At 72.2% G+C, this 25,039-nt stretch carries 22 protein-coding genes, 3 tRNA genes and 1 pseudogene; 14 read left to right on the top strand and 12 right to left on the bottom strand.

The features are described 5' to 3' along the window. The first annotated feature begins 539 nt into the window (after positions 1-539). Genes greA through serS form a run of 3 tightly spaced genes read left to right on the top strand, consistent with a single transcriptional unit; the run spans position 540 to position 3,976 of the window. On the top strand, positions 540-1,001 hold the full coding sequence (gene greA / locus IVW53_13630; protein MBF6606606.1) for a transcription elongation factor GreA: 462 nt from the start codon (positions 540-542) through the stop codon (positions 999-1,001). Positions 1,002-1,040: 39 nt separating this feature from the next. Continuing rightward, complete coding sequence (gene lysS, locus IVW53_13625; protein MBF6606605.1) at positions 1,041-2,654, top strand: lysine--tRNA ligase; 1,614 nt, start codon at positions 1,041-1,043, stop codon at positions 2,652-2,654. After that, positions 2,651-3,976, top strand: coding sequence for a serine--tRNA ligase (gene serS, locus IVW53_13620; GenBank protein MBF6606604.1), 1,326 nt, complete (start codon positions 2,651-2,653; stop codon positions 3,974-3,976). Before lysS ends, serS begins: the two co-directional genes overlap by 4 nt. A 49-nt stretch (positions 3,977-4,025) precedes the next feature. On the opposite strand, the gene IVW53_13615 is transcribed toward serS, so the two are convergent. The 3 genes from IVW53_13615 to IVW53_13605 form a co-directional block, all read right to left on the bottom strand. Continuing rightward, entirely contained in the window at positions 4,026-4,394 is a 369-nt protein-coding gene (locus IVW53_13615) for a hypothetical protein (GenBank protein ID MBF6606603.1), read from the bottom strand. Continuing rightward, positions 4,391-5,023, bottom strand: coding sequence for a signal peptidase I (locus IVW53_13610; GenBank protein MBF6606602.1), 633 nt, complete (start codon positions 5,021-5,023; stop codon positions 4,391-4,393). Before IVW53_13610 ends, IVW53_13615 begins: the two co-directional genes overlap by 4 nt. A 78-nt stretch (positions 5,024-5,101) precedes the next feature. Further along, the gene (locus tag IVW53_13605) at positions 5,102-5,878 is read right to left on the bottom strand and encodes a hypothetical protein (protein ID MBF6606601.1); all 777 of its coding nucleotides are present in this window, start codon (positions 5,876-5,878) and stop codon (positions 5,102-5,104) included. 411 nt (positions 5,879-6,289) lie between these two features. On the opposite strand from IVW53_13605, the gene IVW53_13600 reads away from it, so the two are divergent. The 6 genes from IVW53_13600 to IVW53_13575 all read left to right on the top strand — a co-directional run bounded on the left by IVW53_13600 (position 6,290) and on the right by IVW53_13575 (position 14,495). Next, positions 6,290-6,375: transfer RNA gene (locus IVW53_13600), tRNA-Ser, on the top strand. Between the two features lie 1,020 nt (positions 6,376-7,395). Next, entirely contained in the window at positions 7,396-9,015 is a 1,620-nt protein-coding gene (locus tag IVW53_13595; protein MBF6606600.1) for an anthranilate synthase component I family protein, read from the top strand. Beyond that, a complete protein-coding gene (locus tag IVW53_13590; GenBank protein MBF6606599.1) occupies positions 9,012-9,671 on the top strand; it encodes an aminodeoxychorismate/anthranilate synthase component II in 660 nt (219 codons plus the stop codon). The genes IVW53_13595 and IVW53_13590 overlap by 4 nt, the downstream gene beginning before the upstream one ends. Further along, positions 9,668-10,756, top strand: coding sequence for an anthranilate phosphoribosyltransferase (gene trpD, locus IVW53_13585; protein ID MBF6606598.1), 1,089 nt, complete (start codon positions 9,668-9,670; stop codon positions 10,754-10,756). The genes IVW53_13590 and trpD overlap by 4 nt, the downstream gene beginning before the upstream one ends. Then, the gene (gene trpB, locus IVW53_13580) at positions 10,753-13,620 is read left to right on the top strand and encodes a tryptophan synthase subunit beta (GenBank protein MBF6606597.1); all 2,868 of its coding nucleotides are present in this window, start codon (positions 10,753-10,755) and stop codon (positions 13,618-13,620) included. The genes trpD and trpB overlap by 4 nt, the downstream gene beginning before the upstream one ends. Continuing rightward, on the top strand, positions 13,617-14,495 hold the full coding sequence (locus IVW53_13575; GenBank protein MBF6606596.1) for a tryptophan synthase subunit alpha: 879 nt from the start codon (positions 13,617-13,619) through the stop codon (positions 14,493-14,495). Before trpB ends, IVW53_13575 begins: the two co-directional genes overlap by 4 nt. A 14-nt stretch (positions 14,496-14,509) precedes the next feature. Here IVW53_13575 and IVW53_13570 read toward each other — a convergent pair whose 3' ends face one another. The 9 genes and pseudogenes from IVW53_13570 to aroF form a co-directional block, all read right to left on the bottom strand. Next, positions 14,510-15,004 (bottom strand): hypothetical protein, encoded by a 495-nt coding sequence (locus IVW53_13570; GenBank protein ID MBF6606595.1) that lies wholly within the window; start codon positions 15,002-15,004, stop codon positions 14,510-14,512. Between the two features lie 184 nt (positions 15,005-15,188). After that, positions 15,189-15,497 (bottom strand): annotated as a pseudogene (locus IVW53_13565) (hypothetical protein). After that, positions 15,494-15,850 (bottom strand): chorismate mutase, encoded by a 357-nt coding sequence (locus IVW53_13560; GenBank protein ID MBF6606594.1) that lies wholly within the window; start codon positions 15,848-15,850, stop codon positions 15,494-15,496. Before IVW53_13560 ends, IVW53_13565 begins: the two are co-directional and overlap by 4 nt. Further along, the gene (locus tag IVW53_13555) at positions 15,843-16,301 is read right to left on the bottom strand and encodes a 3-dehydroquinate dehydratase (protein ID MBF6606593.1); all 459 of its coding nucleotides are present in this window, start codon (positions 16,299-16,301) and stop codon (positions 15,843-15,845) included. Before IVW53_13555 ends, IVW53_13560 begins: the two co-directional genes overlap by 8 nt. Further along, positions 16,298-18,064, bottom strand: coding sequence for a bifunctional shikimate kinase/3-dehydroquinate synthase (locus IVW53_13550; protein MBF6606592.1), 1,767 nt, complete (start codon positions 18,062-18,064; stop codon positions 16,298-16,300). The genes IVW53_13555 and IVW53_13550 overlap by 4 nt, the downstream gene beginning before the upstream one ends. Beyond that, positions 18,000-19,283 (bottom strand): chorismate synthase, encoded by a 1,284-nt coding sequence (gene aroC, locus IVW53_13545; GenBank protein ID MBF6606591.1) that lies wholly within the window; start codon positions 19,281-19,283, stop codon positions 18,000-18,002. The genes IVW53_13550 and aroC overlap by 65 nt, the downstream gene beginning before the upstream one ends. A gap of 4 nt (positions 19,284-19,287) precedes the next feature. Then, positions 19,288-20,229: a shikimate dehydrogenase gene (aroE, locus tag IVW53_13540; GenBank protein MBF6606590.1), complete on the bottom strand. Its 942-nt coding sequence runs from the start codon at positions 20,227-20,229 to the stop codon at positions 19,288-19,290. Then, complete coding sequence (gene aroA, locus IVW53_13535; protein MBF6606589.1) at positions 20,226-21,563, bottom strand: 3-phosphoshikimate 1-carboxyvinyltransferase; 1,338 nt, start codon at positions 21,561-21,563, stop codon at positions 20,226-20,228. Before aroA ends, aroE begins: the two co-directional genes overlap by 4 nt. A gap of 74 nt (positions 21,564-21,637) precedes the next feature. Continuing rightward, entirely contained in the window at positions 21,638-22,714 is a 1,077-nt protein-coding gene (aroF, locus tag IVW53_13530) for a 3-deoxy-7-phosphoheptulonate synthase (GenBank protein ID MBF6606588.1), read from the bottom strand. Positions 22,715-23,147: 433 nt separating this feature from the next. Here aroF and IVW53_13525 point away from each other — a divergent pair, with 433 nt between their 5' ends. The 5 genes from IVW53_13525 to IVW53_13505 all read left to right on the top strand — a co-directional run bounded on the left by IVW53_13525 (position 23,148) and on the right by IVW53_13505 (position 25,039). Further along, the gene (locus IVW53_13525; GenBank protein ID MBF6606587.1) at positions 23,148-23,819 is read left to right on the top strand and encodes a hypothetical protein; all 672 of its coding nucleotides are present in this window, start codon (positions 23,148-23,150) and stop codon (positions 23,817-23,819) included. Further along, a complete protein-coding gene (locus IVW53_13520; GenBank protein MBF6606586.1) occupies positions 23,816-24,394 on the top strand; it encodes a DnaJ domain-containing protein in 579 nt (192 codons plus the stop codon). The genes IVW53_13525 and IVW53_13520 overlap by 4 nt, the downstream gene beginning before the upstream one ends. A gap of 27 nt (positions 24,395-24,421) precedes the next feature. Beyond that, complete coding sequence (locus tag IVW53_13515) at positions 24,422-24,664, top strand: hypothetical protein (protein MBF6606585.1); 243 nt, start codon at positions 24,422-24,424, stop codon at positions 24,662-24,664. Positions 24,665-24,856: 192 nt separating this feature from the next. Continuing rightward, positions 24,857-24,948 (top strand) — tRNA-Ser (locus tag IVW53_13510). A gap of 15 nt (positions 24,949-24,963) precedes the next feature. Continuing rightward, positions 24,964-25,039, top strand: a tRNA-Arg gene (locus IVW53_13505).

Below are 25,039 nucleotides of genomic sequence, written 5' to 3'. Positions count from 1 at the left end.
GAATCGCGGGCCCTCCGGCCGCCGTGAATCGCGGGCCCTCCGGCCGCCGTGAATCGCGGGCCCTCCGGTCGCCTCCTCGCGCGCGGTCTGTGGATTCTCATCCGCTCATCCCCGGAGCGTTCGAAAGGAGAATCAGGGTCTGGATGCCCCGATCCGTCTCAACCGTCCACCCGGAGAGCACGGGAGACGCAATGGACCCCCGCTGCGCCTCCAACGTTCCGGTGGTGAGCAGGTGGACCGTCCAGGGCTCGCGGACGTCCAGACGCGGCCCCCGCCTCGCAACCGCCCGCCTCGCAACCGCCCGCCTCGCAACCGCCTGACCGTCGCGTTTGACCGTCGCGTTTGACCGGGCGCCGGCCGGCGGCTAGGATACGCGCCGGTCGAACTTCGGGCCCGCCGCGCGCGGAACGCCCGGGGTTCGTTCTTCATTAGACGGCCGCGGCGGGGCGACCACCTCAGCGCCCAGCACCGCCCTCCCGGCTCGGCGCACGAGCGAGCGACGCGTCCCATCAGCCGATCGTCAGCGGGGATCAGCCACCGTGAACAAGCCCACCTACCTCTCACGCGAAGGCCTCGAGGGCCTGAAGTCCGAGCTCGAGGAGATGACGAACGTCCGCCGGGCGGAGGTCGCGTCGCGGATCCACGATGCGAAGGAGCATGGCGACCTCTCCGAGAACGCCGAGTACGAAGACGCGAAGAACGAGCAGGCGTTCGTCGAGGGCCGGATCCAGACGCTTCAGTCGCTCATCAAGAACGCGACGATCATCGACGAGCATCATTCGGTCGATCACGTCCAGATCGGGTCCACCGTGAGCGTGACCGGCGAGGACGGCGACGAGAGCTTCACGATCGTCGGATCCACGGAGGCGAAGCCGGCCGCCGGGCGGATCTCCAACGAATCACCGGTCGGCCGGGCGCTCCTCGGTCGGCGGAAGGGCGACAAGGTCCTCGTCCACGTCCCCGCGGGCGACTTCACGTACACGGTCACCAAGATCAGCTGAGCCCGGGCTCGGGGCGAGGCGGCCACAGAGGCGGCGATCATGGACTGGGCGGACGAACTGGCGGCGTCGGTGAGCGGCCGGCAGGTCGTGAACGACAGCAAGACGCCGTCCGGGACCGTCCACGTCGGCAGCCTCCGCGGCCCCGTCATCCTCGACGTCATCGCCCGGGCCCTGCGGGCCCGCGACTTTGAGACGGAGCTCCTCTACGGCGTGGACGATCTCGATCCGATGGACGCGCAGGCGCTCCTCACGCCGGACGCGGTCGAGACCGAGATGGGTCGACCGCTCGCCCACGTGCCGGACCAGGCGGGCGATTGCCACGCCTCGTACGCCCGCCATCACGCGCAGACGTTCATCGACACGTTCGCCGGCCTCGGCATCCGACCGGACCGCTACTACTGGATGAGCGAGGTCTACGCCGCCGGCGATGTCGACCCGTACATCCGGATCGCCCTCGATCGCGCTGCCCAGGTCCGCGAGATCTATCGCCGTGTCGCCAATGTTCAGCACCCTGACGCATGGCACCCTGTCCAGGTCGTGTGCGAGCAGTGCGGCAGGGTGGGGACGACCATCGTCACCCGCTGGGACGGCGACCGGGTCTACTACGAATGCCGCCCGTCGCTCGTCGCGTGGGCGCAGGGCTGCGGGCGGTCCGGATGGGTCTCGCCGTTCGGCGGCCGGGCAAAGCTTGGCTGGAACCTCGAATGGGCCGCCCAGTGGAGCATCTTCGGCGTGACGATCGAGCCGTGCGGCAAGGATCTCGCCACGGCCGGCGGCTCCCGCGACCGGTCGGACGCGATCGCCCGCGAGGTGTTCGAGCGGGAGCCGCCGCTCAACGTGCCGTACGAGTTCCTCAACATCGGCGGCCGCAAGATGTCGACCTCGAAGGGGAGGGGAGCGGCCGCTCACACGATCGCGGAGGTCGTTCCGCCCGAGCAGCTCCGCTTCCTCTTCATCCGCCCACGTCCCAACAGCGCCATCGAGTTCGACCCGGACGGGACGGACGCGATCCCGCGCCTCTTCGACGAGTTTGACCGGGTCGCCGACGCCGCCGCGGGACGGGAGGTCCGGGGCACGCTCCCGCCGTCGCCGGAACGGCTCTTCGCGTACGCATCCCTCGCGACGGATCCGGCGGTCGTCGCCGAGCGGGCGGCCGCCTTCCGGCTCGCCTTCGGCCACGTCGCCTTCCTCGTCCAGCAGCCCACGGCGACGCCCGCCGCAGCGGCCGAGGTCGAGAAGGGGAGCCGGCTCAGTGAGACGGAAGTGGCGATCCTCGCCGAACGCGAGACTGCCGCCCGAGCCTGGCTCGAGACCTACGCGCCGGAGGGTGCCCGGATCGCCGTTCAGCGCGACGCGCTGCCGGTCGAGGCCGCCGATCTCGACGAGCCGCAGCGGCGGTTCCTCGCCGTCCTCGCCGATCGGAGCGAGCGGGAGACTCCGACGAGCGGCGGTTCATGGCAGTCGCTCATCTTCGAGACGGCGAGCGGTGCGGGCCTCGAGGCGAGGCGGGCGTTCACCGCGATCTATGCGGCGTTCCTTGGCAGGCCGAGCGGCCCGCGCGCCGGCTGGTTGCTCGCGAGCCTGGACCCGACGTTCGTCGTGGAACGGGCGCGGGCGGCCGCCGCTCCGGTCAGGCTGGGCGGCCCGGCATGAGCGTCGGCGTTCAGCGCCTTCGCGACGACGCAGCCGTCGTGCGCCAGGGGGCGAGCGACAAGGGCGAGGATCCGGGTCTCGTGGATGCGGCCCTCGGGCTCGACGGACGGCGGCGAGCGCTCCTCGCCGAGGGCGACGGGCTCAAGGGCGAGCGGAACGTCGCGAGCCGGCAGATCGGGGACGCCATCCGTGCCGGTGCGCGGCCGGAGGCCTCGGAGGTCGCCGCGCTCCGCGCCGCGTCCACCCGGGCCGGCGAGCGCATCGCGGGGATCGACGCGGAGCTCGCCACCGTCGAGGCGGAGCTCGAAGATCTCCTCCTCCGGATCCCCAACCCGGCCGATCCGGACGTCCCGGTCGGTGGTGAAGACGCGAATGTCACCGTCCGAACCTGGGGCGAGCCGCTGCCGCGGATCCAGCCGCGGATCGGCGAGGTCGGCGCGACGTGGGAGCGCAGGCCGCATTGGGAGCTCGCCGAGCGGCTCCGCCTCTTCGACCTCGAACGCGGCGCGAAGATCGCCGGCTCCGGGTTCCCCGTCTATACGGGTCTCGGGTCGCGCCTCCAGCGCACGCTCATCAACTGGTTCCTCGACGTCCACGTGACCGAGCACGGGTTCACGGAGATCTGGCCGCCGGCCGTGGTCAACGCCGCCTCTGCCCGGGGGACCGGCCAGATCCCGGATAAAGAGGACCAGATGTACGTCGCGACGCGCGACGAGCTGTACCTCGTCCCCACGGCCGAGGTCCCCGTCACGAACCTCCATCGCGACGAGATCCTCGAGGCGGCGGACCTGCCGATCCGCTATGCGGCGTACTCGCCGTGCTTCCGGCGCGAGGCCGGCGCGGCCGGCAAGGACACCCGCGGGATCCTGCGGGTCCACCAGTTCGACAAGGTCGAGATGGTCCTCTTCGAGAAGCCGGCCGACTCCGATGCCGCCCTCGAATGGATGACCGGTCGGGCGGAGGTTCTCCTCCAGCGACTCGGCCTCGCCTATCGGGTCCTCCTCATGAGCACCCGGGAGATGGGCTTCGTGCAGGCCAAGAAATACGACCTCGAGATCTGGGCGCCCGGCGTGGAACGCTGGCTCGAGGTCAGCTCATGCTCGAACTTCCGCGACTACCAGGCCCGCCGGATGGCGATCCGCCACCGGCCGTCGCCGGGCGCGCGACCGGAACTCGTCCACACCCTCAACGGCTCCGGCCTCGCCCTCGCCCGCGTCGTGGCCGGCATCCTCGAGACCTACCAGCAGCCGGACGGGACGGTCGTCGTCCCGGAGGTCCTCCGCGCGGCGATGGGAACGGCGGTCATCGAGCCGCCCGCCTGACGACGGGCTCGGCTCGGATCGCGACGGACGCGATTCGCCCGAACCGCCATCAACTCGGGCTCGGGCTCGGCGTCGGGGTGGGGGACGGCGTCGGGGTGGGAGTGGGAGTCGGGGTCGGGGTCGGCGTGGGAGTCGCCGATGGAGTCGGCGTCGGCGAGGGCGTCGGAGTCGGCGTGGACGTGGGCGCGGGTGTCGGCGTGGGAGTCGGCTTGGGTTTCTCGCTCTCGCTCGGATCGGGTTTCTCGCTCTCGCTCGGATCGGGACTCGGGGTCGCGACCGACAGGGTGCCGACGATCGAGCCACTGTGCGAATCGGTGAAGTACGCGCCGGTGTCTGCCACCGAAGACGCGGCGAGGGCAGTCGCGCCGGCGATTGCCGCCATGAGCGCGACATACGAGATGACTCGCTTGCGGTTCACGCGTTCTCCTTGCTGAACGTCGCGCGCGCCGTCGTGTCACGGTCGCGCGCGGGTTCGATGCGCTCCCGGCCGTCCGACCCGGCCGTTGAGGCATCGGGCGCCGGTTCCTCGGAGCTGGCCGGCGCAGAGGCCTCGCGTGCCGCGTCGACGGATTCGTCCGCGCGCGGCGTGGAACCTCCGATGAAGTGCCAGAGGAAGGCCGCCGCGACAAGGAACAGGAGCAGGGCGGCGACTCCCGCCGGCTGGCGGAAGAAGACCGCCACATATCCGCCGAAGGGGACGACAGCGGCCACGCGACCGACGATGCTCGTCGCCTGGAGGTATCCGACGTCCGAGCTCGGATTGGCGTCACCGCGTGTGACGATCCCGGCCGCCTCCAGCGCGGCGATGCGGTGCGTCGTGGTGGTGCCCGGAGTCGGATGGAAGGTGATGATGTCCCCGATCCGATACGTCGACGTCGGCGTGGTCGGGAGATCGATGACGAGATCGCCCGCATGCACGGCGGGCGCCATCGAGCCAGACTCCACGGCATAGAAGCGCACGCCATTGGCCCAGGCATAGGCGGCAAACCCGATCACAGCGACGATCGCCGCGACGGCCATGAGCGTGAGGATTCGCCGGAGGGTCATGGTGTTCTCGCAGGAGTTGGTGAACGGGTGGGCAGGAGTATCCCACCCACCCGTATCGAACTGGCGGTTAGGCCACGCTTACTGGTAGATGCCCGGGGCGTAGTTTGTGATCGGCAGCGACAGCGGGGCGATCTGGCCCGCGCCGTTGAACGGATCGTTCGGGTTGACGCCCGGCTGGAAGGCCGCGATCTTGAAGTTGAGGGGCAGGGGCCCGGTGAGGAGCGGGCTGAAGTCGTTGGCGATCGACGACCAGAGGTCGGCGCCGCCGCCGTCGCTCTTGCAGGCGATGATGTTGAAGGCGATGTTGAACGTCCAAGTCTGGTTCGGGGTCAGCGTGCCCAGGAGGATGACGTGGGGCAGGAAGTTGACCGGCACGCGGTTGACGGTCGAACAAGAGCCGCCCATGAACACGCCGGAGATCGGCGCGCCCGGGACGCCGGTCGTCGAGTTGTACTTATTGCTGAGGTTGTCGTAGGTCTTGCCGTTGATGACGAACTTGCCGTACTGGCCGAGGTCGTTGACGGCGCTCCACCCCTTGTTGGTGTTGTCGAAGGCGAGGTAGATGTCCTCGTTCCCGGTCCCGGTGTTCTTTACCGTGACGGCCTGCGTCTGGACCTCGCCTGGCATCAGGTTGGCGAAGTTGATGTTCTGACCGCTGACGGCGACCGCCACGGTCCCGAGGTTGCCGCTGATCTGACCGCCGACCGAGTCGGTGAAGTAGGCGCCGGTGCCGACGACCGCGACGCCGATGAGCGAGGCCATGCCGGCCATGGTACCGAACAGGAGCAGGAACCGAGGAAGCTTCTTCTTGAGCACGTAGAACCTCCCGGAGATGATTGCACTGGGGTGATGCATCGGGCATTCCATCGCCGTGCAGGCGAAGGAGATCGGGGACAGCGCCCGGTACTTTGGTCATCGGTTCGAAAACCGGAATCCCGTGGTCGGCGGTGTGTGTTCGACGACACGGGTGCGTGGCCATCGCCTGTCTTCGCGGCCGGCTCCCCCCAAGCGGACATAGCCATCAGGTCGGATGTGGACGACCCTCGACGGAGGATCAACACCTGCCATAAGTACCATCAGGTGGGACGAAACACAAGGGACTATTGGCACCCTCACGAAGGGGACAAGTATTTGTGGTGTCTCTCGTCACCGGACCTCGCCGCTCTTCGTCCGCTCAGCGACATGGCCGCACGCGCACGACGCGTGGCTCGGCCCGTGCCCAGTCGACGCCATCGAACCGCTACAGTGTCGAGAGGACTCCATCCGGGAGGGGTGGCCGAGTGGTTGAAGGCAACGGTCTTGAAAACCGTCGGGCGAAAGCCTCGTGGGTTCGAATCCCACCCCCTCCGCCAGTCCCGATGGCGCGTCAGCCTGATCCGGACGCGGCCCACCCCGACCTGCGACCCACCGCAGACTGGCCAGACGCACGTCCCACGAACGTAAGGTGGGATCGGTGCTCGGCGTGGGCGTCGGATCGGGCCCGTCGCGGGTCCTCGGGCCATCAGCCACGCACGCATGCGACCGCGCCGACGAGCGCGTCCGGCCGGGCGGGTGCCGAAGGTCGACCGAACGCTCGCTCGGCGTGCATCTGGCCACGCGATCGCCGGGCTTGAGCGACCGGGCCGCGACGCCACGCATCGGCGTCAGCGCCGTGATCGCCGTCGACCTCGAACGCGCCACCCAGTCGGTGGCGTCGGGTAGCCTGTGGCGATGGCTGGACGCACCCCGGCACACCCCGGCGTCTCCCCAGGGATATCTCAGATGGTCACGCTGGGAACGTTCGAGTCCGTTTCCGTCGGCTTGACCGGTCGTGGACTCCATCCCGAGCTCGCCCACGCACGGATCGGCCGCGTCCGCGGCCGGCGAGGGGTCGGGGAGGGGCCGACTCGCTCCCGTACGTTCCTCCGATGATCATCTGAGACTCCGCCCCGCCCACGCCCACGCGCCGGGCCCGCCCTTGCGCCGCGCCCCGGGCGCCCGCCCGGCGCTTGACGCTGCGATAGCGGCACGCGTAGAGTCCCGCCTACATCACGAAGAACGGGCGATGAACGGGACGAGTACCCGTCGAGCGTCGGCAGAGAGACCCGGTGGCTGGTGGAAACCGGGACGACGGCGGCGGCGAATGGACCCGGGAGCCTCCGGACCGAACGTGATCGGACGCCGATGCGGCGACCGACGCCAGTAGGCTCCGGCGCAGAGCGCCAGCGATAGCGGGCAGCGCCGATCGGCCGGGACGTTCCGGACCCGTCGGTCACGAGAGTGCGGCTTGGCCGAATGAGGGTGGCACCGCGGAAGGCTCGACCTTTCGTCCCGAGTGACGAAAGGTCGTTCTGATTCTCGCCGGCGGAGCGCCGTCCCGGAGGCCACAGCAGATGTCGACAACCGATCCGCTCAGTCTCGGTGAGGCGAAGCGCCTCGCTGGCGCGGCCGACACCGTGCTCCTCCGGGCGACGCGTGCGGCGGACCTCGAGACGCCGATCGGCGCGTTCCTCCGCCTCGACGACGGGGGCCCGGCGTATCTCCTCGAGTCCGTCGAAGGCGGCGAGCGGCTCGGCCGCTACTCCTTCCTCGGCATCGGGCCGCGGCGACTCCTCGACGTTCGCGACGGACGGGCCACCATCCTGACCCGGCCATTGAGCGTCGCCGAATACGACCCGAGCCTGCCGAGCGAGACGGTCCCGTCCGGCGACCCCCTCGCCGCGCTCCGCGCCTTCGTGCCGCGCCGGCGGGTCGCGCCGCTGGAAGGGATGCCCAGGTTCACCGGCGGCGCGGTCGGCGCCCTGTCATACGACGCTGCGTCGACCTTCGAGCCGACCGTCCCGCTCCCGCCCGACGATCCGGTCGGCGTGCCGCTCGCCGCATACATCGAGGCGGACCTCGTCCTCGTCTTCGACCACCTGACCCACACCCTCTCGGCGATCGCCTCGCTCCACACGGAGGCGCCGGACTTCGAGGGGCGATACCGGATCGCGGAGGCCGCCATCTTCGAGACGCTCGAGAGGACGGCGCGGCCCTCGGCCGCCGAGATCGCCGCCCCGGCGACGCGTGACGCGACCGGATCAGCGGTTACCGCGGTCCGGACGAGCCTCGGCCACGATGAGTACATCCGCGCGGTCGAGGTGGCGAAGGACGCGATCGCGTCCGGCGAGGCCATCCAGGTCGTCCTCGCCCGCCGACAGACCTTCGACCTCCCGGTGACCGCGGACGGCACCACGCTCGACGGCATCGCGATCTATCGCGCGCTCCGCCGGGTCAACCCGAGTCCGTACCTGTTCTTCGTCCGGACGCCGAGCTTCGAGGTCGTCGGCGCGAGCCCCGAACTGCTGCTCCAGGTCGAGGGCGACCGGCTCACGACCCACCCGATCGCCGGCACCCGCCCGCGCGGCGCGACAGCGGCCGAGGACGAGCTCCTGGCCGAGCAACTGCAGCGCGATCCGAAGGAGCGAGCCGAGCACATCATGCTCGTCGACCTCGGCCGCAACGATCTCGGGCGGGTCGCCCGGCCGGGCACGGTCGCCGTGACGAAGTACCTCGAGGTCGAGCGCTACAGCCACGTCCTGCACCTCGTGTCGCACGTCGAGGCGCGTCTGGCGCCCGGCCTCGACGCCGTCGACGGACTCCGCTCCGTCTTCCCCGCCGGGACCCTCTCCGGGGCGCCGAAGGTCCGGGCCATGCAGCTCATCGCGGCCGCGGAACGGGAGCGCCGGGGGCTCTACGGCGGGGCGGTCGGCTACCTCGGCTACGACGGGAATCTCGACACGGCGATCACGATCCGTTCGGCCGTCCTCCGCGACGGCCAGGCTCACATCCACAGCGGCGCGGGGATCGTCGCGGGCTCCGTCCCGGAGCGCGAATTCGAGGAGACCGAGCACAAGGCGGCGGCGCTCCGGCGAGCGATCGACATCGCCGTGGGAGCCGACGATCGACCGCTCTTGGCGGGCCGGTTACCCGCTGACGAGTCCGTCGCGCCGGCCGGCGGGATCGGCCGATGATCCTCGTCATCGACAACTACGACAGCTTCACCTTCAACCTCGTCCAGGCCCTCCAGGCAGCCGGTGCGGACGTCCGCGTCCTCCGCAACGACGCGATCACCGGCGACGGGATCATGGTGCTCGCGGACGACCCTTCGGCTGCGCTTCGCGGAATCGTCATCTCGCCGGGGCCCGGCGACCCTGGCAGCGCCGGTGTCTCCGTGCCGGCGATCGGCGTCGCCGCCGCTCGAGGGATCCCCCTCCTCGGCGTCTGCCTCGGGATGCAGTCGCTCGCGGCGGCGTACGGGGCGTCGATCGTCCGCGCCCCCACCCTCGTCCATGGTGAGGCGACCGAGGTGACCCACGACGGGGCCGGGCTCCTGGCCGGGATGCCGCCGTCGTTCATGGCCGCCCGCTATCACTCCCTGTGCGTCGATGCGGGGACGCTCCCGACCGAGCTCCGCGTCACCGCGATGAGCGAGGTGGACCGGGTCGTCATGGGCCTTCGCCACGTCTCGCTGCCGCTCGAGGGCGTCCAGTTCCACCCGGAATCCATCCTCACTCCGGACGGTCCGCACCTGCTCGCGAACTTCCTCCGCCAGGCCGGCGAGGGTGAGGCCAGCCGTCTCGACGCCGTCAGCGGGTCGTTCGCGACGGCCGGGATGGCGGACCGATGAGCGATCTCGTGCGAGGGGCGCTCGCGGCGGTCGTCGACGGTCGAACGCTCTCGATGGACGAGGCCCGCGGCGCGATGGGCGCGGTCATGGACGGCGCCGCCACCGCCTCGCAGCTCGCCGCCCTGCTCGTCGCGCTGCGGATGCGCGGCGAGACCATCGAGGAGCTGGCCGGTTTCGCCGCCGCGATGCGCGAGCGGGTCGTGCGGGTCACAGCCCCGCAGGGGGCGATCGACATCGTCGGCACCGGGGGCGATCACAGCGGGACGTTCAACATCTCGACGACGGCGGCCCTCGTCGTCGCGGCCGCCGGCGTCCCGGTGGCGAAGCACGGCAACCGGGCGATCACCTCGCGCTCCGGCTCGGCGGACGTCCTCGATGCCCTCGGGATCCGGACGGACCATGACGCGGCGTCCGCCACGGCGGCACTCGCCTCGATGCAGTTCGCCTTCCTCTTCGCCCCGGCATTCCATCCGGCGATGCGTCACGCCGGGCCGACCCGCCGCGAGATCGGCATCCGGACCGCCTTCAACCTGCTCGGACCGCTGACCAACCCGGCCGCCGTGGATCGGCTCGTGGTCGGCGTCGGCGACGCTGCCGCCGCCCCGCGACTCGCCGCCGTCCTCCGTCTCCTCGGGACCGAGCGGGCGCTCGTCGTGTACGGGGCGGGCGTGGACGAGCTGCCGCTCGACGGGAGCGGCGTCATCCACGACGTCTCGCCCGATGGGATCGCGATCCGGACCGTGGCACCCGAGACGCTCGGCCTGCAGCGAGCGGAGACCACCGAGCTCGCCGGCGGGACGCCGGAGGAGAACGCCCGCCTCGTCGAACGCGTCCTGTCGGGCGAGCCGGGACCGCGACGCGACGTGGTCCTCCTCAACGCCGCCGCCGCGTTCGTCGTCGCCGGCCGGAGCGCGACGCTCGAGGAGGGGATCGCCACCGCCGCCAGCACCATCGATTCCGGCGGCCCGACGCATCTCCTCGGTCGGCTGCGGGACGAGCGGCGCGATCATGACGAGCTCCTCGCCTCGTCGACCCGCCCGACGACCGGCGCGACGACCGGCGGGCCCCGGGGAGCCCCGGCATGACCCTCACCGCCGAACGAGCCCGCGCGGCGGCGGGCGTCGTCCACGAGATCGCGGCCCGGCGCGCCGCCGATCTCGCCGTCGAGCTCGCCGGAACCACGTTTCGCGAGCTCGAGCGTCGCGCGGACGCGGCGGCGGTGCCTCCGCCGCGTCCGGTCGCGGAGGCGCTCGCGCGTCCCGGCCTCCATCTCATCGCCGAGGTCAAGCGGTCGTCGCCGTCGGCCGGCCCGATCGCCGTGGGAGACGACCTCGTCGCCCGGGCACGGGCGTACGTGGCCGGTGGAGCGGCGGCGGTCTCGGTCCTCTGCGAGCCGCGCTGGTTCGGCGGCTCGGTCGCGGACCTGACGGCGGTCCGCGAGGCCGTGAGCGTGCCGGTCCTCGCCAAGGAGTTCGTCGTCGACGAGCGCCAGCTGCCGCTCCTTCGGGCGGCCGGGGCAGACCTCGTCCTGCTCCTCGCGGTCCTGCATCCCACCCGCCGGCTCGCCCGGTTCGTCGGCCTGGCTCGCGATATCGGGCTCGAGCCGCTCGTCGAGGCGCACGACGAGCGCGAACTCGAGCGGGCGCTCCTCAGCGGTGCCCGTCTCATCGGGCTCAACAACCGCGATCTGCGGTCCCTCGAGGTGGACCTCGAGCGCGCCGATCGCCTGCGCGCCGCGGTCCCAGCCGACCGCATCGCGGTCGCCGAGTCCGGGGTCCGCGAACCGTCCACGATCGCCCGCTGGCGAGCTCTCGGGTTCGACGCGGCGCTCGTCGGCGAGGCGCTCGTCCGGGCAGCCGATCCGGCCGCCAGCGCCCGCCGTTTCGTCGCGGCGGGTGCGCTGCCGACGGATCCGGCCGCCACGGCCCGCGAACCGCTGGTGAAGATCTGCGGCGTGACGGACGAGCCCGGCGTCCTCGCCGTCCTGGCCGCCGGCGCGGACGCGATCGGCTTCAACCTCGTCCCCGGCACGCCGCGCGCCCTCGCCCTCCACGAGGCGGCCGCGCTCGCCCGGCTGACCAGGGCGGCTCGTGGCGGTCGGCCGACGCCGCGGATCGTGGCGGTCACGGCGGATGCGACGGCCGAGGAGATCGCGCTGATCGTCCGGGCGGTGGATCCCGACGTCGTCCAGCTGTCGGGGGACGAACCTCCGGAGCTCGTCGGATCCGTCGCCCGGCCGACGTGGAAGGCGCTCCACCTCCCGCCCGGAGTGGAGCAGGGGCCCGCCGCCCCGGAGTCGACCGAGGATGCGATCGTGGCCCGCGCCGGGCTCTACCTCGCTGCTGGACGATGCGAGCGGATCCTCCTCGACACGGCCGGTGGCCCGCATCCGGGCGGCACGGGCGTGCGGGTCGCGGATCGGCTCGCGGCCGGGATCGCCCGACGCATCCCGGTGATCCTCGCCGGTGGCCTCGACCCGGCGAGCGTCGGCGGCGCCGTCCTCGACATCGCCGCGGTCGGCGTGGACGTGGCCTCCGGTGTCGAGGCGCCACGAACCGCCGGTGAGCGCCCGAGGAAGGATCCGTTCCGGGTCGCACTCTTCATCAAGCGCGCGCGCGCCGCCCGGACGGACCGCCCGACGATCGCCTTCCGTCCGGCGCCGGTGGACCCGGGCCTCGTCGAGGCGGACGATCGGGGACGCTGGGGGATCGATCGGGGCTTCGGCGGGCGGTACGTCCCGGAGACGCTCATGGCCGCCCTCGAACATCTCGAGCGCGCGTACCTCGTCCTCCGCGACGACCCGCGGTTCTGGGCGGAGCTCCGCGAACTGCTCGCGACGTACGCCGGCCGGCCGACGCCGATGTATCGGGCGGATCGCCTCGCCGGCGCCGTCCTCGACGCGGCCCGCGCGCTCCGCGCGTCGGGGGCCGGACCGGCCGACCCACCCGCAGGGATCCGGCTCTATCTCAAGCGCGAGGATCTCGCCCACACGGGCGCCCACAAGATCAACAACGCGCTCGGACAGGCCCTCCTCACGCGGCGACTCGGGAAGACGCGCGTCATCGCCGAGACGGGCGCCGGGCAGCACGGAGTGGCGACGGCCACGGCGTGCGCGCTCCTCGACCTGCCGTGCGTCGTGTACATGGGGGCGGAGGACATCCGCCGCCAGGCCCCGAACGTCCTCCGGATGCGCGCGCTCGGGGCGGAGGTCCGACCGGTGACGAGCGGCTCGGCGACCCTCAAGGACGCGGTCAACGAGGCGATGCGCGACTGGGTGACGAACGTCGAGACCACCCACTACGTCCTCGGCTCGGCGATGGGGCCGCATCCCTATCCCACGATCGTCCGCGACCTCCAGCGGCGCATCGGCGACGAGGCGGCGGCACAGCTCGAGGCGGTCGAGGGACGCCTGCCGGATCTCGCCCTGGCTTGCGTCGGCGGTGGCTCGAACGCGATCGGGCTCCTCGCCCGGTTCATCGGCGAGCCGTCCGTCCGCCTCGCCGTCGCCGAGGCGGCGGGCGAAGGGATCGCGACGGGCCGTCACGCCGCGGCCATCGCCGGCGGCTCGGCCGGCATCCTCCACGGGTCGCGGTCGCTCATGCTCCAGGACGCCGACGGCCAGGTGGTGGAGGCGCACTCGATCAGCGCCGGCCTCGACTATCCGGGGGTCGGGCCGCAGATCGCCGCCCTTGCCGTCGCGGGCAGGGTCGAGCTCGCGGCGGCGACCGATGCTGAGGCCCTCGCCGGGATCCGGCTCGTCGCCGCGACGGAGGGCATCCTCCCGGCGCTCGAGACGGCGCATGCCGTGGCGGTCCTGCCGCGCCTCCTCGCCGGCGTCGAGGGATCGGGCGCGCCGTACCCGTCCGAGACGATCGTCCTCCTCGGGTTCTCCGGGCGTGGCGACAAGGACCTCGCGGCACTCGAGCCCCCCGCCGAAGGTCGGGCGTGACCGCCGCATCCGTTCCGGAACGTCAGGACGATCGCGCGCCTGCGGCACCCGCCGCGGGCACCCGCGAGACGAGCGGTGCACGGCGGATCGCCGCCGCTTTCGAGCGGGCCCGGCTCGACCGTCGTGCCGCGCTCATCCCGTATGTCGTCGCCGGATACCCGGACGCGGAGGGAAGCCTCGCCGCGGCTCTGGCCGCTGCGGACGGCGGCGCCGATCTCCTCGAGGTCGGCCTGCCGTACTCCGATCCGCTCGCCGACGGTGCGACCCTCCAGCGTGCCTCGGGGGCGGCGCTCGCCGCGGGAGCCACGCTCGAAGGATCGATCGCCCTGCTCCGCCGCATCGCCGCCGCTCGCCCGGATCTCCCGCTCGTGCCGATGGCGTATGCGAACCAGGTCCTCGGTGGCGGCGATGGCCGCGCGGTCGCGGCCCGGCTCGCCGAGGCGGGGGCGAGCGGTGTCATCGTCGCCGACCTCACCCCGGACGAGGGCGGTCCGTTCGAGGCGGTCGCTCGCGAGCTCGGCCTCGCCGTCGTCTACCTCGTCGCCCCCACGACCGAACCCGCCCGCCGAGCGTCGATCGCGGCGCGGACGGGAGGCTTCCTCTACTGCGTCTCGCTCGTCGGCGTGACCGGAGCCCGGTCCGCATTGCCACGCTCCGTCGGCCGCCTCGTCCGGGAGGTCCGAGCCGCCTCGCCCGTGCCCGTGGCCGTCGGCTTCGGGGTGAGCCGTCCGGCTCACGTGCGGGCCCTCGTCCGGGCCGGCGCGGATGGCGTCATCGTCGCCTCAGCGCTCGTCGATGCGCTCGGGACGGATGGCCGGGACGTCGCGGCGCTCGGCCGCCTCGTCCGGGCGCTCCGGGCGGCGACGGCCGGGTAGGCGCGAGACCGCGCTCAGTCGAACAGCGCGCCGACCTCGTCCGCCGCGATCGATCGCGGTTCGGCGATGAGCCCGACCTCGAGCGCCGCTCGCCCCACGATCGCCGCGGCGCTCGATCCGGCGGCCCGGAGTCCGCGGACGGAGGTGTCGCCGGCCGCCTTCGAGAGCTTGGCCCCGTTCGGTCGCCGGATGAGCGGGTGGTGGATGTATCGCGGCGGCGCGGCCCGACCGAGGAGCCGCCCGAGCCGGATCTGGCGGGGTGTCTCCTCGAGGAGGTCCTCGCCGCGGATGACGAGATCGATCCCGTGTCGCGCGTCGTCGACGACGACCGCGAACCCGTACGTCCAGCTCCGGTCCCGACCGCGGGCGATCGGGTCGCCGCCGACGTCGGTCAGCGGACCCGATCGCGCGCCGAGCAGGAGGTCGTCGAACGCCTCTTCGCCGTCGCCGAACGCGATCCGGATCGGGCAGGTCCGCTGCGGATGCGAGCTCGAGTCGGCGACACCCACCCGGACAGCCTGGCCCCCGCCACGGAGCGTCGTGAACTTCGGCCCAGGCCACGAACGTGGACCGCGTGCAGCGGCAGGCATAGGTCGCGCCTGCCACCCGAAGTCGTTCAAAGGCGCCTTCATAGAGCGTCCCGCTGTCGCTCTGGCGGTACGTCGACGGGGCGCTCCGGAGCTCCGCCGTGGTCGGCGCGTCGGGCTCGAAGCCGAGCCAGTCGAGGTCCTCGAGGAGCGCCGTCTCGTATTCCGGCCGGCACCGACCACGGTCGTGATCCTCGATCCGGAGGATGACCCGCCCGCGCGTCGCCCGGGCGATCCCCCAGACGACGATCGCGTTCGCGACGTGCCCGAGGTGGAGGTAGCCGGTGGGTGCCGGAGCGAAGCGCGTCGTCGGACCGCCGGGGAATGCCGTCCCGACCCGCGCCGCGAGGTCGTGGAACGTCCCGCGATCGCGTCTCGCGCCCCCGTCTCGCGCCGCCGCCCGCGCCTCCGTCACCCGCCCTCGTCCGACGATCCGCCTCCGGTCGTCCGTCCATCCTGATCGCGGCTCCGTCGCCGATCCCGCGTCTCGAGCGCCCGAGTCGCTGCCATGAGGCGCCGATAGATCGACAGCACGTCCGCCTGCGGCATCGGTCCGCCGTTCGCCACCGAGACCCGGAGGAGCACCTCGCGCTCCCGTTCGGCGTCGCGGATCGCACTCCGGCCGGCCGCCGCCTTCGCCCGCCCGACGTCGCGCCCGAGCTCGGCTCGCTCGTTGAGGAGGGCGACGATCCGCCGATCGAGGGCATCGATCCGGCGTCGCAGCCGGCGGAGCTCGACGGACTCCGGCGCGTCGCCGCGATCAGCCATGATCGACCCGACCGATGTCCCCGTCTGCCACCCGCCGGGCGATGGAGGCGAGGGCGAGGTGGTATCCCGCCGCCCCCTTACCGACGATCGACTCGAGCGCGATGTCCGAGAGGAAGTTCACCCGGCGGAACGGCTCGCGCGTCGAGGGGTCGGAGAGATGGACCTCGACGAACGGCCGCTCGACGCCGAGGAGCGCGTCGCGGAGGGAGACGGACGTGTGGGTGAGCCCGCCGGCGTTGACGATGGCGACATCGAAGTCGCGCTCGTGGAGGCGGTCGATGAGCGCCCCCTCGTGGTTGCTCTGAAAGAACCGCACCTCGAGCTCGAGCTCGGCCGCGCGGGCGGCGATCCCGGCGTGGATCTCGTCGAGCGTCGCCCGACCGTAGATGGCCGGCTCCCGCGTCCCGAGCAGGTCGAGATTCGGCCCCTGGAGGACGAGCACCCGGATCATCGATCGACGGTCCCGACGACCGCCGTGGGGGATGGGAGGCGGCCCGCCGCGCCGGCGAGGACGCTGCCGATGGCGGAGCGGACGAGCTCGTCCGACACGTCCGCCCGCACGACCACGCCGGCCGCGGTCGGCAGCACCCAGCGAAGGCGGCCCGCGGCGTGCTTCTTGTCCATCCCGAGGGCATCGAGCACGGCGTCGATGCCGTATGGCAGCGAGCCGGTGCCGAGTCCGAGGTGGTCGAGGAGGCGTTCGATCCGGATCGCCCGGTCCGGAGGCGTGACGTCGACGGCGGCGCCGATCCGGCTTGCGACGCGCAGGCCCCACGCCACCGCCTCACCGTGGAGGAGCTCGCCGTAGCCGCCCGCGGCCTCGAATGCGTGACCGGCGGAGTGCCCGAGGTTGAGTGCCAGCCGTCCGGCGTCGGACCCCGCTCCGCCGCGCTCCCGTTCGTCGGCGAGGACGATCTCCACCTTCGCCCACATGGCGCGTTCGACGAGCTCGGCGACGGCGCCCGAGGTGTACGCGACGTCGTCGCCCGCGGCGATCGCCCGTCCCTCCCGTTCGAGCAGGTCGAAGAGTCGCTCATCGCCGAGGGCCGCCATCTTCACCGCTTCGCCGAGTGCCGCACGCCGCTGGCGGTCGGGGAGCGAGCGGGTGAGCGCGACGTCGATGACGACCGCGGACGGCTGATGGAATGCGCCGAGGAGGTTCTTGCCCTCCGGCAGATCGACGGCGGTCTTGCCGCCGATCGACGAGTCGATCTGGGCGACGAGCGTCGTCGGGACGTGGATGACGGGAACACCGCGGAGCCAGAGGGCGGCGAGGAGGCCGGCCGCGTCACCGAGGGCGCCGCCTCCGATCGCCACGAGCGGCTCGCTCCGCTCGGCACGGATCCGGGCGAGGTGACGAGCGGCTTCCTCGACGATCGCGAGCCGCTTCGCATCCTCCCCGGTCGGCAACTCGACGATCTCCGCCGGCAGTCCGCGCGCCTGGAGCCCGTCGGCGATCGCCTCGCCAGCGGCGGCCCGGGCGCCGGACTCCGTGATGATGATCGCCCGGCGCGCGTCCGCCCGCTCGAGCGCCTCGGCCACGCCCTCGACGGCGATCCCGTCTCCGAGCACGAACCGCCCGATCCGCGTCTCCGCGGCGAGGAGCCACGTCGGCCCGGTTCCGGGCGACTCGGCGAGGAGTTCCTCGATCGTGCCGGTGACGTTTCCCGGTTCGGCGAGCGCGTTCACCCGATGGGCCGCCGTGTAGAACCGTTCCCGGGACGCGGCGAGTACCCGGAGGGTGCCGATCGGATCACGGCCGGCGATGAGCGGTCGTACCGTCCGGCTGTGCCGGAGCCGCTGGGCGAGGGCCTCGGGTCGGGCGTCGAGCCAGACGACGAGCCGGTCGCGATGGAGCAGCCAGCGGTTCCGCGGATCGACCACCGTGCCGCCGCCGGTCGCGATGACCCGCCGCAGCGCCGGGTCGGGATCGGCTGGCCCGAGCGCCGCCACCGCCGCCGATTCTCGAGCCCGGAAGTCCGCCTCGCCCTCGGTCGCGAAGATGTCCGCGATCCGGCGACCGGCCGCCCGTTCGATCGCGTCGTCGAGATCGACGAACGTCGCGTCGTGGCGATGGGCCAGTCGCCGTCCGACGACGCTCTTGCCGCTGCCGGGCAGGCCGATGAGGACGATGTCCATCGATCTCCGCTCAGTCGTCGCCGCCGGACCCGACGACGTCCGAGCCCAGCGCGCCGCCCCGTCCGTGGGCCCCATCGCGGCCCTCGACGGGCAGCGCGATCCGGGTGCGATACCGATCGACGTTGTCCACGGTCTCCGCGACCGAGTCCCCGCCGAACTTGTCGAGGACGAAGTCGGCAAGGGTGAGCATGACCATCGCCTCGCCGACGACCCCGGCCGCCGGGACCACGCTGATGTCGCTCCGCTCGTAGTGGGCCTTCTCGACCGGATCTCCGGTGAGGAGGTCCGCCGAGGGGAGTGGCCGGGCGAGCGTGGAGATCGGCTTGACGGCTCCGCGGACGACGATCGGTTCGCCGTTTGAGACTCCGCCGGTGAGCCCGCCCGCGTTGTTCGAGCGATGGATCCACCGGCCGTCCGGCCCGCGGCCGGCGATGACGTCGTGGACGGCCGACCCGAAGCGCCGCGTCTGTTCGAACCCCAGGCCGAACTCGACACCCTTGACGATGTTGATGCTCATGACCGCAGCGGCGAGGGCCGCGTCGAGGCGGCGGTCCCAGTGGACATAGCTGCCGAGGCCGATCGGGACGCCGCGCGCGACGACCTCGAAGACGCCGCCGACCGTATCGCCATTCGACCGTGCCTCGTCGATGCGGGCGATCATCGCCGCCTCCGCTTCGGGATCCGGGCAGCGGAGCGGCGACCCGTCCGCCTCCTCCCGCGATCGCGTCGCGCGCCCCGGATCCACGGCCACGCCGCCGACCTCCGCGGTGAACGACCAGACCTCGATGCCGAGCACCCGCAGGAACACCCGGGCGACCCCGCCGGCGGCTACCCGAGCGGCCGTCTCGCGGGCGGACGCCCGCTCGAGGACGTTGCGGACATCGTCGAAGCCGTATTTCATCGCGCCGGCGAGGTCGGCGTGACCCGGCCGGACGCGGGTCACGGGCGTCGAGCGCCGGTCGCCTCCCTCGACGGCCGCGGCGAGCCCGGCCGCCTCCTCCTCGCTCAGCGGTGCCACCTGCATGACGCGGGTCCAGTTCGCCCAGTCGCGGTTGCGGACCTGGAGGAGGATCGGCGAGCCGAGTGTCCGGCCGTGCCGCACCCCGGCGAGGATCTCCGCGGCGTCGTGCTCGATCGCCTGGCGGGCGCCACGCCCGTATCCCCGCTGGCGCCGGGCGAGGTCGACCGCGAGGTCGTCCGCCGTCAGCGGGAGCCCGGCCGGGATGCCCTCGATCGTGACGCCGAGCGCCTGTCCGTGCGACTCGCCGGCGGTGAGGAAGCGGAGGCGCCCCACCGGCCTAGTCGCCCGGCGCCGGCGTGGGTGCCGGGGCCGCTTCGGCCGCGGCGGCGACTCCGGCCGCGGCTTCGGAGGCCGCGTCGTCAGCGGACGCCTCGCGCGCCGCGAGCGCCGCCTCGAGGCGCTCGCGCATGATCTCGATCGGCGCCGGTTGGCCGGTCCACAGCTCGAACTGGGCCGTGCCCTGATGCAGGAGCATGACGAGTCCGTTCGCCGTCGCCTCGGCACCCGCGGCTGCGGCCTCGCGGAGGAATCGGGTCTGCGACGGGTTGTAGATGAGATCCATCACGAGCAGACCGGGCGGGATGATCCCCGCCGGGATGGGGGCGACGTCGCCGTGGAGGCCGATCGAGGTCGCGTTGACGAGGACGCGGGTCCGCGCGAGCTCCGCCTCGATGATGGACTCATGCCACGGCATCGCCTTGAGTTCCATGTGTGCCGCGCTCCGGCCGAAGTGCCGGACGAGCCCTTCCCCGCGGTGGAGGTGGCGATTGAAGACGACGACGCGCTGGAATCCCTCGGTGATGAGGCCGTAGACCACCGCCCGCGCGCCGCCGCCGGCCCCCAGGACGACGGCCATCTTCGGCATCTTCTGGCGGCCGACGAGCGAATCCAGGGCGACCCTGAAGCCTGGCACGTCCGTGTTGTGCCCGACGAGCCGCTTGCCCTCCTTCGTGATCGTGTTGACGGCGCCGGTCGCGTGGGCCTCGTCCGTCAGCCGGTCGATGAGCGGGACGACGCGCTCCTTGTGGGGGATCGTCACCTGTGCGCCGAGGTGGTCCGTCCCGCGGACATCCTCGATCGCCGCGGGCAGGCCCGGTATCGACACGTCGCGGAGCTCATGCCGCGCGTCGATGCCGCGCTCGTCGAAGGCGGCCTGGAGCATCGGGCCGGACAGCGAGTGGGCCACCGGGTGGCCGATGAGGACGACCCGCCTGGTCACGCGCGCACCCCATCGAGATCGGAGAAGAAGCCGGGATAGGAGATCGCCGCACTGCCGGGACGGCCGATGGTCGTCGTCCCGGTCGCGATGAGTCCGGCGATCGCGAAGGTCATCGCGAGTCGGTGGTCGTCGAGGCTGTCCGTGACGGCGCCGCGGAGGCGCGTCGGACCGACGATCGCGATGTCGTCGCCGTCGACGGCGATGTCCGCGCCGAGCGCGGCGAGGCCCCTGGCGATCCCGGCGATGCGGTCGCTCTCCTTGTGGCGGAGCTCACCCGCGCCACGGATCACGGTCCGCCCGTGCGCCTGGGTCGCGGCGAGGCAGAGGATCGGGATCTCGTCGATCGCCGCGGCGACCTCCGCCGGCTCGATCTCGATCGCCGTCAGGTCGCTCGTCCGGACGGTCAGATCGGCGGTCGGTTCGCCGACCCCATCGTCCGGTCGCTCCGGGTGCTCATCGATCCGGGCGCCCATCGCCCGCAGGAGGTCCACGACGGCGCGTCGGGTCGGGTTGACGCCCACCCCCACGAGCCGCAGCTCGGCGTCCGGATGAACGGCCCCGGCGACGAGCCAGAACGCCGCCGCCGAGACGTCGCCCGGGATCCGCTCGCTGACGGCTCGCACGCGCCTGCCTCCTTCGATGCTCCACGCGACCGTGGCCGCGCCTCGAGCGTCCGATCCCGTGCCTGGTCCGTCCCCGACCGACGGTTCGAGCTCCGCACGCACGACCGGAACCCCGCGCGCCCGGAGCATCCGCTCCGTGTGGTCGCGGGTCGCGATCGACTCGCGCACCGTGGTCCGCCCGTCGGCATGCAGGCCGGCGAGGAGGATCGCCGATTTCACCTGCGCGCTCGGGACGCGCGTCGTGTGGTCCACCGCCCGAAGCCGGAGGTGGCCGACCACGGTGACGGGGGGGAGGGAATCGTTCCGGCGGGCGTGGAGCTCGGCGCCCATCGAGCGCAACGGCTCGATGATACGGGCGACGGGACGGCGCCGCAATGAATCGTCGCCGCTGAGGACCGCGCTGATCCGGAGCCCGGCGAGGAGACCCGTGACGAGGCGCAGGGTCGTCCCGGAGTTGCCGCAGTCGAGGACGTCGTCGGGCTCGCGAAGGCCGGTGGCCCCGGGCGAGACGACCCGGTAGTCCACCGTCCGGTTGTCGCCCACGGTCCGCTCGACGGTGGCGCCGAGCGCCGCGACGATGCCCGCGGTGGAGCGGACGTCCGCCCCGTCACCCGAGCCCGCGATCGTGCTCTCACCGTCGGCGAGGGCGGCGAGCAGGAGGGCCCGGTGGCTGATCGACTTGTCGCCGGGCAGCCGGAGTGTCCCCCGCAGGCGGGCCGCGGGCTCGACCTCGGCGCGACCCGTCGGCTCGGCGCTCGCCGTTTCATGCCCGGTCGCTGACGCGCTCAATGTCGGCCCGCCCCGCCGATGCCGAGCGCGTCTCCGGAGAGCAGCGGATCACCGCGCAGCGACCGCACCTGTTCGTGGACCGGGACGAGAGCGGCCATCATGTCGGCGAACTGGTCGAGATCGAGCTGCTGCTCCGCGTCCGAGAGCGCCGACTGCGGGTCGGGGTGGACCTCCACCATGACGCCGTCGGCGCCCACCGCCACCCCGCCGATCGCGAGCGGCTTGACGAGCCATCGCTTGCCCGTCGCGTGGGACGGATCCACGATGACGGGGAGATGGGTGAGGTGGTGGAGGAGCGGGACCGCGGCGAGGTCCATCGTGTTGCGGGTGTACGTCTCGAAGGTCCGGATGCCGCGCTCGCAGAGGATGACGTTCGGGTTCCCCGAGCTGACGATGTACTCGGCGGCCATGAGCCACTCCTCGATGGTCGCTCCATAGCCCCGCTTGAGCATGACCGGGCGGGCGACCCGACCGACGGCCGTGAGGAGCGAGTAGTTCTGCATGTTCCGGGTGCCGATCTGGAGGATGTCGGCGTATTCGGCCACGATGTCGACCTGGTTCGGTTCCATGACCTCGGTGATGACGGGCAGTCCCGTCCGCTCGCGCGCCTCGGCGAGGTACCGCAGGGCCTCCACGCCGAGCCCCTGGAAGCTGTACGGACTCGTCCGCGGCTTGAACGCGCCGCCGCGGAGGATCGTCGCGCCGCTCGCCTGGACCGAATCCGCGGTCTCGAACAGCTGATCGCGACTCTCGACCGAGCATGGGCCGGCCATGACGGTGAGGCTCCCGTCGCCGACGGCGGCGTCGAGGACGCGGACGACCGTGTCCTCGGGGTGGAACTCCCGTGAGGTGAGCTTGAACGGACGGCTGATCGGCGTCACGGTCTCCACGCCGGCCAGGTCGGCGAACCGGTTCATGAGATCCGCTCGGCGTCCACCGACCTCGCCGACGACGGCGATGACGGTCCGTTCGGCGCCGACATGGTCGAACGGGACGAGCCCCTCGGCGAGGATCGCGCTCTTGATCCCGAGGAGCTCGGCCTCGCTGGCGGTGGCGGCCATCACCACGATCATCGATTCATCCTTCCTCGAAGGTGGTGGTCGACCGAGGTGGTCTCGTCCACCCTCCGGCGAGGGAAACAAAAAAGCAGAGGTCTGGCCTCTGCTTTACCCCGGCACGACCCGTGCTCCGGATCTACGTTCCGGAAGCGATCATGCCGGGCTGAGGTAAAAGTAGTGGCGGCTCATGGCGTGGGGGGACAGTAGCCGCTCCAGCGGGCCGGTGTCAACGCATGACAGGACCGCTGTCAGCGGACAGCGAGGGCGGGACCGGCAGACCGCCGAACGATGGGTCATGGTCGACAGCAGGACTGTGCGCTGATGCACCGGTGCAGGCGGTCACCGCTGGCAGGTCGATGGTACCAACCGGTCACTGGTCGACGGCCGACCCGCCGGCTACCGTCGCTCCACCTGGCGAGGTCCGCCGGTCGCTACGGTATCCCCCGACATGATCGAGATCATCGGCCGGACGCTCCGCCTTGTCTTCGGTCCGGATCCGTCCGGACCGCTGCGGGCCGAGGAGATCCTTCCGCCGGCTCAGCTCCACACGCACATCGACTTCTCCGCCTATGCGGAGGACTGCCGCCTGTTCGGACATCTCATCCTCGACCGCGAGCGACTCACGGACATGCTCAACGAGATCGGCGACCTCGTCCTCGTCGACGTGATGGTCGAGAGTCTTGCGAGCGGCGAGGTCATGGAGGTGAACGAGCTCGAGGTCAGCCGCCACGATCTCCTCGCGGTCGAGGCGACGGGTCCTCGAGGCGACCCGAACCGTCGAACCCGGTTGCGACCCTCCCGGATCGGCGTTACCCTCGGTCCGTACCTCATCCATGGCTACGTTCACACGACACCCGGCGCCGACCCGCTCCTCGCCGTCAGGCGGAAGCGGCCCATGGTCCCGCTCACGGAGGCGACGATCGAATACCAGGCGGGGACCGTGCGCACGCAGCGCGGGGGTTCCACGATCATCTTCAACCGGGAGCTCGCCGACTGGATCGCTCCGGCGATGGATCAGGCGATCGAGCTCCCGGATCTGGGGAGCGTCCCGGGCGGATTGCTCGCCAAGGACTTCACCGGCCAGATCCTGTCTCAACGATCGGTGAACGACAGACGATGAGCCTCCCATTCGACCCATATCGCGAGCTCCAGGTGAGCCGGACCGCGGAGGCGGAGGTCATCCGGGCCGCCTACCGCGCGCTCGCCCGTGTCCATCACCCCGACCACTCGGCGGATACCGAGGCGGCGACGGCGATGGCCCGGATCAACGCGGCCTGGGAGATCCTCGGCGATCCGGGCCGCCGGGCGGAGTACGATCGGGGCCTCGATCCCGGCGACGCCGCGCGCGGCGCGGCATCCGCCGCGACACCCGGCCCGGCGCCCGCCGCGACGTCCCGCCGAACGTCGGCCGACCCATCCAGGTGGCGACCCGGACCCGACGGCGAAGGTGCCGCCGGACCGCCGCCCGGTCGACCGTCGGGCAGCGTCCTCGACTTCGGACGCCACCTCGGCTGGTCGCTCGGTGAGATCGCCCGGGTCGATCCCGGATATCTGTCCTGGCTCGTGCAGACCCGACGCGGCGCCCGCTACCGCGACGAGGTCGAGCGCTTCCTCGGCGCCGCCAGGCCCGCGACAGCGACGAAGCCCGGCGCGAAGCGACCGCGGTCCACCTGGTCCCGCGTCCTCGGACGCTGAGCCCGCCCGCAGGCTCGGATCGACGACGTGGCCCACCTCGCCTGCTGGTCGTGCGGCCGCGCGATCTACACCGTGTCCCCCCTCGAGTCCCTGTTCGTCGAGGAACGCCGCTGTCCGCGCTGCGGCGCGCTCCTCGCGAGCGAGCGCCGTGAGGAGGATCGCCGATCGGGCGACCGACGGGTCAAACCGCCGGACGATCCCGGCCCACCCGATGGCGTGGAACGCCGGAGCGTGGTTCGCCGATCGGACCGTCGCCGCCGTCCCACCTGAGCGTCCCCGCCCGGCTCGACTGGCCAGGAGCCCGGCGTGGGCTTCGTGCCCGCAACCGAGAGAGCCGGCAACCGGCTCTGCCGGCAACCGGCTCGTACGGCGGTTTGCTAGACTGCCCGCTGTCCAGCCCGTCCCGCTTCGATCCGTCGGCGCCTTCGTCGGCCTTGAGGACGGGGGGCGGCAGCCGGACGTGGAGAGGTCGCATAGAGGTCTAGTGCAGCGGTTTGCTAAACCGCCAAGTGGGGTAACCTGCTTCGAGGGTTCGAATCCCTCCCTCTCCGCCAGCTCTCCTGGATCGTGCGCCCGTAGCTCAGTGGATAGAGCGTCAGGTTGCGGACCTGAAGGTCGTGGGTTCGAGTCCCGCCGGGCGCGCCA

Source organism: Chloroflexota bacterium (assembly GCA_015478725.1).
In the GTDB taxonomy this organism is placed as follows: domain Bacteria; phylum Chloroflexota; class Limnocylindria; order Limnocylindrales; family CSP1-4; genus C-114.
This window is presented reverse-complemented; position numbering and strand designations above follow the sequence as displayed.

What these genes read in the sequence shown, in the direction of transcription:
- lysS (MBF6606605.1), top strand. Translation starts at nt 1,041, where the DNA reads ATGGACTGGGCGGACGAACTGGCGGCGTCGGTGAGCGGCCGGCAGGTC.
- serS (MBF6606604.1), top strand. Translation starts at nt 2,651, where the DNA reads ATGAGCGTCGGCGTTCAGCGCCTTCGCGACGACGCAGCCGTCGTGCGC.
- IVW53_13610 (MBF6606602.1), bottom strand. Translation starts at nt 5,023, where the DNA reads ATGACCCTCCGGCGAATCCTCACGCTCATGGCCGTCGCGGCGATCGTC.
- IVW53_13605 (MBF6606601.1), bottom strand. Translation starts at nt 5,878, where the DNA reads ATGCATCACCCCAGTGCAATCATCTCCGGGAGGTTCTACGTGCTCAAG.
- IVW53_13595 (MBF6606600.1), top strand. Translation starts at nt 7,396, where the DNA reads ATGTCGACAACCGATCCGCTCAGTCTCGGTGAGGCGAAGCGCCTCGCT.
- IVW53_13590 (MBF6606599.1), top strand. Translation starts at nt 9,012, where the DNA reads ATGATCCTCGTCATCGACAACTACGACAGCTTCACCTTCAACCTCGTC.
- trpD (MBF6606598.1), top strand. Translation starts at nt 9,668, where the DNA reads ATGAGCGATCTCGTGCGAGGGGCGCTCGCGGCGGTCGTCGACGGTCGA.
- trpB (MBF6606597.1), top strand. Translation starts at nt 10,753, where the DNA reads ATGACCCTCACCGCCGAACGAGCCCGCGCGGCGGCGGGCGTCGTCCAC.
- IVW53_13560 (MBF6606594.1), bottom strand. Translation starts at nt 15,850, where the DNA reads ATGGCTGATCGCGGCGACGCGCCGGAGTCCGTCGAGCTCCGCCGGCTG.
- IVW53_13555 (MBF6606593.1), bottom strand. Translation starts at nt 16,301, where the DNA reads ATGATCCGGGTGCTCGTCCTCCAGGGGCCGAATCTCGACCTGCTCGGG.
- IVW53_13550 (MBF6606592.1), bottom strand. Translation starts at nt 18,064, where the DNA reads ATGGGGCCCACGGACGGGGCGGCGCGCTGGGCTCGGACGTCGTCGGGT.
- aroF (MBF6606588.1), bottom strand. Translation starts at nt 22,714, where the DNA reads ATGATCGTGGTGATGGCCGCCACCGCCAGCGAGGCCGAGCTCCTCGGG.
- IVW53_13525 (MBF6606587.1), top strand. Translation starts at nt 23,148, where the DNA reads ATGATCGAGATCATCGGCCGGACGCTCCGCCTTGTCTTCGGTCCGGAT.
- IVW53_13520 (MBF6606586.1), top strand. Translation starts at nt 23,816, where the DNA reads ATGAGCCTCCCATTCGACCCATATCGCGAGCTCCAGGTGAGCCGGACC.